Source organism: Synechococcus sp. H60.3 (assembly GCF_047462295.1).
GTDB lineage: Bacteria > Cyanobacteriota > Cyanobacteriia > Thermostichales > Thermostichaceae > Thermostichus.
This window is the reverse complement of sequence record NZ_JANSIY010000103.1, coordinates 1-9,213: the sequence shown is the minus strand read 5'-3', so window position 1 is coordinate 9,213 and position 9,213 is coordinate 1. Positions and strand designations below refer to the sequence as shown.

The following is a 9,213-nucleotide window of genomic DNA, read 5'->3' as shown; positions in this document are numbered from 1 at the left end:
GAGCCGGATTTTGGCGTCGGCCCCACCAGTATCATCTTGGTTGTTGCTGCTCCGTTGGCGGTTTGGCTGTTTCAGTCGGCAGTTGGGGCGGCGCGATCCAGCGGCGCTGCTGGCAAGGGGAGCAAGAAGCGAAAGTAGGCAGGTAGATAGGGGAAAACTGGGGGCAAGGAGACGGAGTCAGCAGGTTTGCGGTAAAGAGACTTGCGATTCTACCTCGGCTTCTGCTGGCTGATGAAACTCCGGCAATAGCTTTCGTTCTTGCACAGTTCCAAGGGCTGCTTCTAGCTCTGCCGTGGCTAGAGTACAACTGGAGCCAGATCCGTTCAACACAGTCTCGGTCACCTGTCCTTTTTTGTCGATCCGATATTCCACCTTGATGTACTCGGGCATCTGCACTCCCCTCGCTGCTGCTCGACAACTGACTTTCTCCTACCCATTGTAGTTCCCACTTTTTCCCGACTCGATCTGGCTGGGCCGTATGGCTTCTGCTCGTCACCCTTTTCCCCCTGCCAACAGGGATCCCGGCATCCGGCGGGATCTTGGTTTGGGGGTAGGGGCGCTGCTGGGCGTTGTCCTAATCGGCACCCTCTGGTACCACAGGGTGGAGCAATGGCCTTGGGTGGAAGCGTTTTACATGAGCGTCATTACCCTAACCACTGTGGGCTTTATGGAGGTGAGGCCGCTAGGAAACCGGGGGCGCTTGTTCACGGTGGCCTTGATCCTGATGGGGGTTTTGAGCATCGGGTTTATGGTGAACCGCTTTACGGAGGCCCTCATCCAAGGGCATTTTCAGGAAGGGATCCGGCAGCGAAAGTGGAAGAAACAGATGGAAGCACTGAACAACCACTACATCGTTTGCGGTTTTGGGCGCATTGGGCGGCAGGTGGCGCAAGAGTTTCAGGCAGAGGGGGTGCCGTTTTTGGTTATTGATCAATCTGCCGAGGCAATTCAGGTGGCGCAAGAGCTGGGATATATCGCTCTTCATGGGGACAGCACCCTGGATGCCACCTTGTTGGCGGCGCGGGTACAGCAGGCCGAGGGGTTGATCGCCGCCCTCTCCAGCGATGCCGAAAACCTCTATGTGGTGCTGTCGGCCCGCACCTTGAACCCTCGCATCCGCGCCATTGCCCGCGCCAACACGGAAGAGGCTTTGCAAAAGCTGCAGCGAGCGGGCGTTGCCCACGCCATTTCTCCCTATATCACCGGTGGAAAACGCATGGCGGCGGCGGCCTTACGCCCCCGCGTGGTGGACTTTGTCGATGGGATCCTGTCGGGCCGGGATCGCACTTTTTACCTGGAGGAGTACGAGCTGGCGGCCCAAGAATGCCCCTATGTCGGCCAAACCTTGGGGAAAGCCAATTTGCGAGCCCGATCTGGCGCTTTGGTGGTGGCGATTCGGCGGGCAGATGGCCAGTTAATTGGCGGCCCCAGCGGGGACACCTTGTTGCAGCCGGGGGATCTATTGCTGTGTATGGGCACGGCCGAGCAGTTGCGTCGCCTGGGCCAGTTGCTCTATCCCCGCCCCTAGGAGCCAGTTTTCTATTGGGTGGCTTTGCTCAAATCCGCCTCAGGATACTGGGGCCATGAGAATCGGTGCCGCAGGTTTTCAAAAGTCCGTAGGTCTCGGCCAGCTTTTCCCCGATCGCCGTCTCTTCTGGGCTAGGAGCCCAAATTTCGGGGTTTTTGTAGGCGTAGTAGACCTCAAGGCCATCTAGGCCCAACTCCACGGCTTCCGGAACCAGCTCTTCCGCAGGCAACCCGTAGCGAAAAGGATGGGCCAGCACTGCCAGGCCCCCAGCCGCTTGAATAGCCCCAATGGCCTCAGCAGCGGGCAGGCCGGGCACCTGCTCCCCCTGGATAAAGGGAGCCAAAACAGGGTCGGCAGGATCAAACCCGTAGCCGAGAATATGCACCTCGCAGCCCAGCAGGTTGGCTGTAATCTCGATCCCCGGCCACAGAATGGGATCCTCGGCGCGATCCAGGTGGGCGCGGGCCTGTTCGTAGCCCTTCAGGGTGTGGTGATCGGTGATGGCCAGGCCCTTGAGGCCGTGCCGGCGCGCCTGCTCTGCCAAGTCTGCCGGATCCATGCGCCCATCGGAGCAGCAGGTGTGCAGATGAAAGTTGTACTGCAAGGGACAAGAAAGAGGGCCGATCCCTTGCAGCACCCGCCGCAGCTCCACCGCAGAAGCTACTCTACAGGGATCCCATTGCAAACCAACCAGCATGGCTACCCTTGCCTCCCCAACAGGCGCTGCTCCAGAGAAGCTAAGCTCCGAAGTTTTATGTTTTGTTAAGGATGTCCACCCATTCTAGCCGGGGTGCAGGAGGGGTGCCAGGTGTGGAGAACTACAGTAGTGGCCAGGGATCCCTAAGGGTTGGTCAAGATCTCTTCAGCAGCCTTGAGGGCTGCTCCAGGAGAGAAGTCGCTGTAGCCCAGTGTGTGCAGGGTTGACTCGAGAGCAGCCAGCGTGGTGAGAATGTCTCGGTCGCTCACAAAGCCCAGGTGGCCGATGCGAAAGATCTTGCCCTTGAGGTGGTCTTGGCCAGCGGCAAGGGCAATGTCGAAATGCTTCTTCAGGGTGCTGCGGATAGTGTCGGCGTTGATCCCTTCGGGAGCCAGCACGGCTGTTACCGAGGGGCTGGCCGCCGACTCTGGGTTCACCAAAAGCTTCAGCCCCAGCGCCTTGACACCGGCGCGGGTGGCCTGGGCCAAGCGGTCGTGGCGACGGTAGATGGCCTCCAACCCTTCCGCCCGCATCAGGCGCAGGGTAACTTGCAAGGCGTAAAACAGATTTACTGCCGGGGTAAAGGGAGTGGTGCCCTGGCGTAGGGCTTTTTGGGCCAGCTTGAAGCTCCAGTAGTACTTGGGAAAGCGAGAGCGCTCGGCAGCAGCCATGGCCCGCGGGCTGACGGCCACAAACCCCAGCCCCGGCGGGATCATGTAGCCCTTCTGGGATCCAGAGGCCACCACATCCAAGCCCCACTCGTCCATGGGCACTGGCATCGCCCCCAAACTGGTGACCGCATCCACAATCACCAGCGCTTCCCCATGCTCGCGGGCGGCAGCCGCAATGGCCTGCACATCGTTGGCCACGCCGCTAGAGGTTTCCGAATGGGTGAGAATGACCGCCTTGATGGTCTTCTCCCGGTCGGCGGCCAGCTTTTCTTGGAAGACCTCGACGGGATAGGGCACGCCCCAGGGGGTTTCTATCCGCTCGCACTGCAGGCCAAATTGCTCCGACATCTCGGCCCAGCGCTCGCCAAACTTGCCGTTGACCCCCACCAAAACCCGTTCCCCTGGGCTGAGGGTGTTGAGGATCCCGGCTTCCATGGCCCCGGTGCCGCTGGAGGCAAAGACAAACACATCGGAAGTAGTCTGGTGCAGCCAACGCAGCCCCTCCGTCACCTCTTCCAGGATGGCGGTGAACTCTTTGCTGCGGTGCTCGATAGGCCCCCGCGCCATGGCCAGCAGCGCACTCTCGGGAACGGGAGTGGGGCCGGGGATCATCAACATCAACTTGTCTTTCATGCGTGTCCCGCCAGGGAGGTCAGGTTTAAGAGGTGGCGGCCAGATTCGAACTGGCGCATAGAGGTTTTGCAGACCTCTGCCTTACCACTTGGCTACGCCACCCTACTCCTCAATCAGACAAGACATTGTATCCGAAAATGGGATCCCCTAGCCACCGCTGCGCGGGAGCTACAGACGTAGGGTGTTACAAAGCAGCCCCTGCTCTTCTGGCGAGCCAGATATCGCTCCAAGCGTCCCTGGAAAAACGACAGAACCAACATTAGTCTTGCACACTTAACAGACGGGATCCCAGCAGGCGTTGCAGCCAAGGGGCAAGGAACTCGCGGTTAGCCGACTGCTGCTCTGGATCCTGGGTTTCCAGAGGAAAGGGGGCAAGGGCCCGCAGGGCGGCAGTGGTAACGCAGAACATGGCCTTTTGGAAGCTGAGGCAGATTTTCACCCTGAGGTCATCTTCCCCGCGCGGCTGGCGGCGGTAGTGCTCCCGCAAAGACTCAGGCAGGTGGCGCATCATATCCTGCATCAAGAGGGTGGGTGGGATCCCGGCACTCCCCACCGGCAGCGGATCGGCATAGAGGGCTCCATAGGCGAAGTCCGCCTGCTCGACTGGGATCTGGTGCGCCTGGGCGTTGTAGGAGACTGTGCCCATGAAGGGGAAAGAGCGGAAAAACACGGCTTCCACGTAGGGCAGGGCCGTGTCGGGCAGGAAGGTCAGCCCCGCCGACAGGGGGATGATCTCGTAGCGGTGGCCCCAGATGCAGGGAGCGTAGGTGATGGGCTTGTTGGCGGCTGCCACCAACCCCTGCTGGATGTGGGCCACCACGTCGGCAAGGGTGAGCTGGGGTTCGCTCTCGTGGCGCTTGGCCAGGGTCAGGAAGAGATCGCTCATCACCCGCCAAAACTGGCCCAGGCCGCTGTACATGGCCAGCATGCGCACTTGTTCCAGCGCAAAGTCGGGGCAGAGGAAGTTAAGGCCCTGCAGAAGGGGGTTGAAGCGGAACTTGGCCCGAATGGCCACCTTGGCCCGCTCGACAAATTCGGGAGTATCCAGATAGCGATCCAGACCGCCCCCCCCATGCCAGAGCATGGCTTTCATGCAGTATTCGGCAAACTCGTAGTTGATGCGATCGTGCCAGAGGTAGCGCAGCCATTTGCCCGGCGTAATTTCGCCGTTAAAGTACTTAAAAGCGGGGAACAGCTCCAAAAATTGGTGGTCGGCAATGAAGATTAAATTCTGGGAGTAGGCATCCAGCACCCGGCCGTAGCTATGGAGGATGCCGATCACCTCCAGCCGGTTGCTGGGGGAATCCGGCACAAGGGCTCCCCCTGCCTCTAGGCGTTGGAGAATAGGAGCCAGTCGCCATTGCTCTAGAGGATCTAAGCCGGCCAGAAAGAAACAGGAAGGAGCGGGAACCAGGGTAGCAGTCATGGGAGAAGCAGCGGTTGAGACAACAACAAAAACCCAGTCGATCTCACCAAATCGTCACAACGAAGATGACCCAGGCCCGAAAGCAGTGATCGGCCTGCCTGCTTCAGCAAGATTGAGAACCACCGGCCTGGCCCAGTGAGCGGCGGTGGACTCCACCCAATGGGTTGCCCAGGCAGGCTGGAGGCCGAGCCACACCACCAGCACTGCTAGAACTACAGCAGGCAGGCGTTCTCCGGCGGCATGTCGTTGCATGGCAATGGCCACTTCCGAGAGGCGCCCGAAAAAGACACGGTTCACCATTAGCAGAAAGTAGGCCGCCGTCAATCCTGTCCCCACCATGCACAGCAGCGTCTGCAGGGGGAAGACGGGAAAGCTGCCCCGAAAGAGGGTGAACTCGGCAATAAAGCCCACCAGGCCGGGCGTGCCGCCGCTGGCCATCACCCCCAACACCGTCAAGCTGCCAATAAGCGGCAAGCCCCGCTCCGGGTTGAGCAATCCCCGCAGCAACCTGAGATCCCGCGTGCCGGTATTGGCGTAGACGGCACCCACCAGCAGAAACAGCAGCGAGGAAATCAGGCCGTGGCTCACCATCTGGAATAGGGATCCCACCAAGGAGAGGGGGGTGGCCGCCGCCGTGGCCAGGAGAATGTAGCCCATATGGGCAATGGAGCTGTAGGCCACCAGCTTTTTCATATCTTGCTGCACCAAGGCGTTCAGGGATCCATACAGCACATTGGCCACCGCCCAACTGGCCAGCCAGGGCCCGGCTTGCTCCCAGGCAGCCGGCAAAAGCTGTAGGCCAAAACGCACCAGGCCATAGGTGCCCAACTTGAGCAAGAGCCCCGCCAAGAGCACCGAAATGGGGGTGGAAGCCTCCACGTGGGCATCCGGCAGCCAGGTGTGGAAGGGCACCAAGGGGATCTTGATGGCCAGCCCCAGCAGGATGGGAACAAGCAACAAAAGCTGCTGCAGCAGGGGCAAGGGGTGGGCCTGCAGAACGGTGTAACTAAAGCTGTGAACCTCGCTCAGCCAACTGAGGCCGAAAAAGCCAATCAGCAGCAGAATACCAGAGACAGCGGTGTAGACCAAAAACTTGGTGGCAGCATAGGTGCGCCGCGGCCCGCCCCAGATGGCAATCAGCAGATAAAGCGGGATCAGCTCAACTTCGTAGAACAGGAAGAATAGCAGCAAGTTCTGGGCCAGAAAAGCCCCCGCAATGGCGGCTGCCAGCAGCAACACCAAGCTGTAGTAGAGGCGAGGCCGCTCCACCTGGCCGCTGGCCCAAAGGGCAATCAACACCAGCAAGCCAGTCATCACCACTAGCGGCAGGGAGATCCCGTCCACCCCCAGCTCATAAACCAAGCCCAACTGCGGGATCCAGGCCACTCGTTCGGCCATCTGGATCCCTTGCTCTTGAGGATCCAAAAGCAGCAGCAATCCCAAGCCCAGCCCCAACAAAGCCAGGCCAAACCCCAAAGCCAAAGTCCGGTGCAGGCCCTTCCCCGCTCGCTCGGGGATCAGCCCCACCAAGATGCTGCCCAACAACGGGATCCCGACCAAAAGGCTGAGCATCGCTTCCTCCCACTCAATAGGCCAATCCCAAATGGGGCGAACGCAGCAGCCAAGCGGTAACCACCACGACCCCAATGACAATGATCAGCACGTAGAGCTGCATCCGCCCCGACAGGGTGTACTTGAGGGCTTCGCTGCTAAACCAAAAAGCCAGGCTCACCCCGTTCACCAGGCCATCCACCCCGTTGCGATCCAGCCATTCCAGTCCGCGGGAGAGGGCGCTGACCGGCTGCACCAGCAGCGCCTGGTAGAGCTGCCCGGTGTAGAAATCCTGGGCCAAGAGATCCTGCAGCTCCGGCCAGGGCAGGCGCAGCCGCCGCCGGCCTCCCCAGTACAGCCAGGCACCAACACTGGCTCCCAGCAACCCTGCGGTCCCCAGCAAGACAGCCATCTGCTGCAGCTCCGGGATCCAAGCGGGATAAAGCCCCCAGCGCCAGAAGAGCCAGGGCATCAGCAAGTTCTGCACTGTCAGGATAACCATGGGCAGGGCCATCAGCCAGCCCACCTCAGGCGCGCGGCGCGTCTTGGGCTGCGGGGATCCCAAAAAGACCAGACCAAACACCCGCGCCAGATTCAAAGCCGTCAGCCCGTTAACCAGCAGCAACACCCCCATCAGGGCCGGCTCGCTGTACACCAGCGCCAGGCGAATGAGAGTCCAAAAGCACCCCAGTGGAGCCACCATCCCCAGGGATCCCACGGCAAAGGCGGCCAGGGTAGCCGGCATGCGGCTCCCTAGGCCCCCCAGCTCCGTCAGATCCTGGGTAGAAGTGGTGTAGATGAGGGATCCCACCCCCATAAACAGCAGCGCCTTGGCCAGGCCGTGCATGAGCAGCAGCTCCAGGGCCAAATCCGGCTGCCCCGTCCCCACCGCTGCAAACACCAAGCCTAGGTAGGCACTGGTGGAGTAGGAGAAGGTGCGCTTAAGGTCGATTTGCGCCAAGGCCACTAGGGATCCCCCTATAGCCGTAATCGTGCCGATGGCCACCAGCACCCCATCGGTGAGGGGAGAGAGAGCCAAAAGGGGCTGCAGCTTGATCAAGACAAAAGCGCCGCAGGCTACCACCGCCGAGTTGCGCAGGATCGAAGCCGGGTTGGGCCCCTCCATGGCCTCATCCAGCCACAGGTGGAGCGGGAACTGGGCGCACTTGCCCAGCGGCCCTGCAATCAAAGCCAACCCCATCAAGGCCGCCCAAGTCGGATCCAAGCTGGTCGTAGCCGCCCAGTCCCGCAGGCCGGAAAAGGTCAAAGAGCCGGAGAAGTTGGAAACCGCCACCACCCCCATCAACAGCAACAGGTCTCCCACCCGTTTGGTGAGAAAAGCATCCCGCGCTGCAGTAACCACCAGCGGCTGGGCGTACCAGAAGCCCACCAACAGATAGGTGGAAAGCGTCAGCATCTCCAGCAGCGCGTAGCTGAAAAACAGCGAATCGCTGAGGGCGATCCCTGTCATCCCCCCCTCGAAAAAGCCCATCAAGGCGGCAAAGCGGCCCAGGCCCCAGTCCTTATCCAAATACCCCAGGGCGTAGATCTGGGCCAGCAAACTCAGGCCGCTCACCCAGACTACCGCCCCCAGCGTCAGGGGCGAGATCTCCAAAGACAGGGTCAAATCCAGATCGGCCACCCGAAACCAGGGGTAGTTGAGGATACAGGGATCCCGGCCCCACACCTGCCTCAAAAGGAGGAGGCTGTGGATCAAGGCCGCCAAAGTCAGCCCAATGTTGAGGTAAGCTGCCGGGCGCGGGCCGCTGCGCCTGACCCAGCCACTGGCCCAGGGCAGAGCCAGGGCTGTCCCCACCCAGCCGTAGAGGGGGAGCCACCAGGCGCTTTCTGGCCCCATTGCCCAGCCCTCGGAGCCTGACATGCACCGCTACTCGCAACAAGGTTAAGGATATGATAGTCACTTCCGCAGACAGCGTCTTCCAAGGCAGGAAACGGCCGGGGAGGCCTGACTCTCTCAGGGAAACCAGCGGCGTCCTCAACTTTTGTTTGCCTGCGCTCAGTTGACCTGCGGATCCTGTGGCTTCTCCCTCAAGAAAACCCTGGCCACCCCGATCCCCACCAGTGCCAGGGCAGCCATTCCGTAAAAGGTGTAGCTATAGCTGCCCAGCCTATCGCGGATTTGGCCTGTGATTAGAGTTCCCGTCAAAGCCCCAACCCCATAGGCTGTAAACACGATGCCGTAGTTCTGGGCATAGCGTTCGGGATCGAACAGGCGCAAAGTCAGGGTGGGAGCCATGGCCAGCCACCCCCCTAGGCAGAACCACAGTAAGGAAAAAGCCACCCAGTAGCGCAGGGGAGATACCTGAGGAGGCAGAAGCATCAGCCCACAAGCCAGCAAGATCAGCCCGTAGGATCCGGCGGTGACCTGATAGGGTTGGAGTCGGTCGGCCAACCAGCCCAACAAAGGACGGCTGATCCCATTGAACAGGGCAAAAAAGGCCACGCTGTTGGCAGCCGAGGTAGGATCCAGACCGACCAGCTCCTCCCCCACGGGGCCGGAAATCCCAATAGCACTTAAGCCGATCAGGGTGCCGATGGCAAAGGAGATCCACAGGCCGTAGAACGACGGGTTTTGCAGGAGAGGGCGGAAGCGCCTGGAAGGCAGGTGATCTGGGCCACCCGCGGACTTTCTGGAAAGAGAGGGGGGAGGGATCCAATGGGGGGGGAGGAAATTTCAGTTGGGTTG

At 60.8% G+C, this 9,213-nt stretch carries 8 protein-coding genes and 1 tRNA gene; 1 reads left to right on the top strand and 8 read right to left on the bottom strand.

Annotated features, from left to right (window positions below; all coding sequences use genetic code 11):
• Positions 1–177: 177 nt before the first annotated feature.
• Positions 178–390: a DUF2997 domain-containing protein gene (locus NW841_RS10325; protein WP_414364137.1), complete on the bottom strand. Its 213-nt coding sequence runs from the start codon at positions 388–390 to the stop codon at positions 178–180.
• 88 nt (positions 391–478) lie between these two features.
• Here NW841_RS10325 and NW841_RS10320 point away from each other — a divergent pair, with 88 nt between their 5' ends.
• Positions 479–1,528, top strand: coding sequence for a potassium channel family protein (locus tag NW841_RS10320; protein ID WP_414371519.1), 1,050 nt, complete (start codon positions 479–481; stop codon positions 1,526–1,528).
• Between the two features lie 28 nt (positions 1,529–1,556).
• Here the strand turns inward: NW841_RS10320 and NW841_RS10315 are convergent, their stop codons facing one another.
• The 7 genes from NW841_RS10315 to NW841_RS10285 all read right to left on the bottom strand — a co-directional run bounded on the left by NW841_RS10315 (position 1,557) and on the right by NW841_RS10285 (position 9,132).
• Entirely contained in the window at positions 1,557–2,225 is a 669-nt protein-coding gene (locus NW841_RS10315; RefSeq protein WP_414364135.1) for a PHP domain-containing protein, read from the bottom strand.
• A 143-nt stretch (positions 2,226–2,368) separates the two neighbouring features.
• Positions 2,369–3,529, bottom strand: coding sequence for a pyridoxal-phosphate-dependent aminotransferase family protein (locus tag NW841_RS10310; RefSeq protein ID WP_414333171.1), 1,161 nt, complete (start codon positions 3,527–3,529; stop codon positions 2,369–2,371).
• A gap of 30 nt (positions 3,530–3,559) precedes the next feature.
• A tRNA-Cys gene (locus tag NW841_RS10305) sits at positions 3,560–3,631 on the bottom strand.
• 157 nt (positions 3,632–3,788) lie between these two features.
• Positions 3,789–4,955: a CO2 hydration protein gene (locus tag NW841_RS10300; protein WP_414386277.1), complete on the bottom strand. Its 1,167-nt coding sequence runs from the start codon at positions 4,953–4,955 to the stop codon at positions 3,789–3,791.
• 54 nt (positions 4,956–5,009) lie between these two features.
• A complete protein-coding gene (locus NW841_RS10295; protein WP_414376901.1) occupies positions 5,010–6,527 on the bottom strand; it encodes an NADH-quinone oxidoreductase subunit M in 1,518 nt (505 codons plus the stop codon).
• A 13-nt stretch (positions 6,528–6,540) separates the two neighbouring features.
• The gene (locus NW841_RS10290) at positions 6,541–8,388 is read right to left on the bottom strand and encodes an NAD(P)H-quinone oxidoreductase subunit F (RefSeq protein ID WP_414386275.1); all 1,848 of its coding nucleotides are present in this window, start codon (positions 8,386–8,388) and stop codon (positions 6,541–6,543) included.
• A gap of 135 nt (positions 8,389–8,523) precedes the next feature.
• On the bottom strand, positions 8,524–9,132 hold the full coding sequence (locus tag NW841_RS10285) for a hypothetical protein (RefSeq protein ID WP_414386279.1): 609 nt from the start codon (positions 9,130–9,132) through the stop codon (positions 8,524–8,526).
• Positions 9,133–9,213 lie beyond the last annotated feature (81 nt).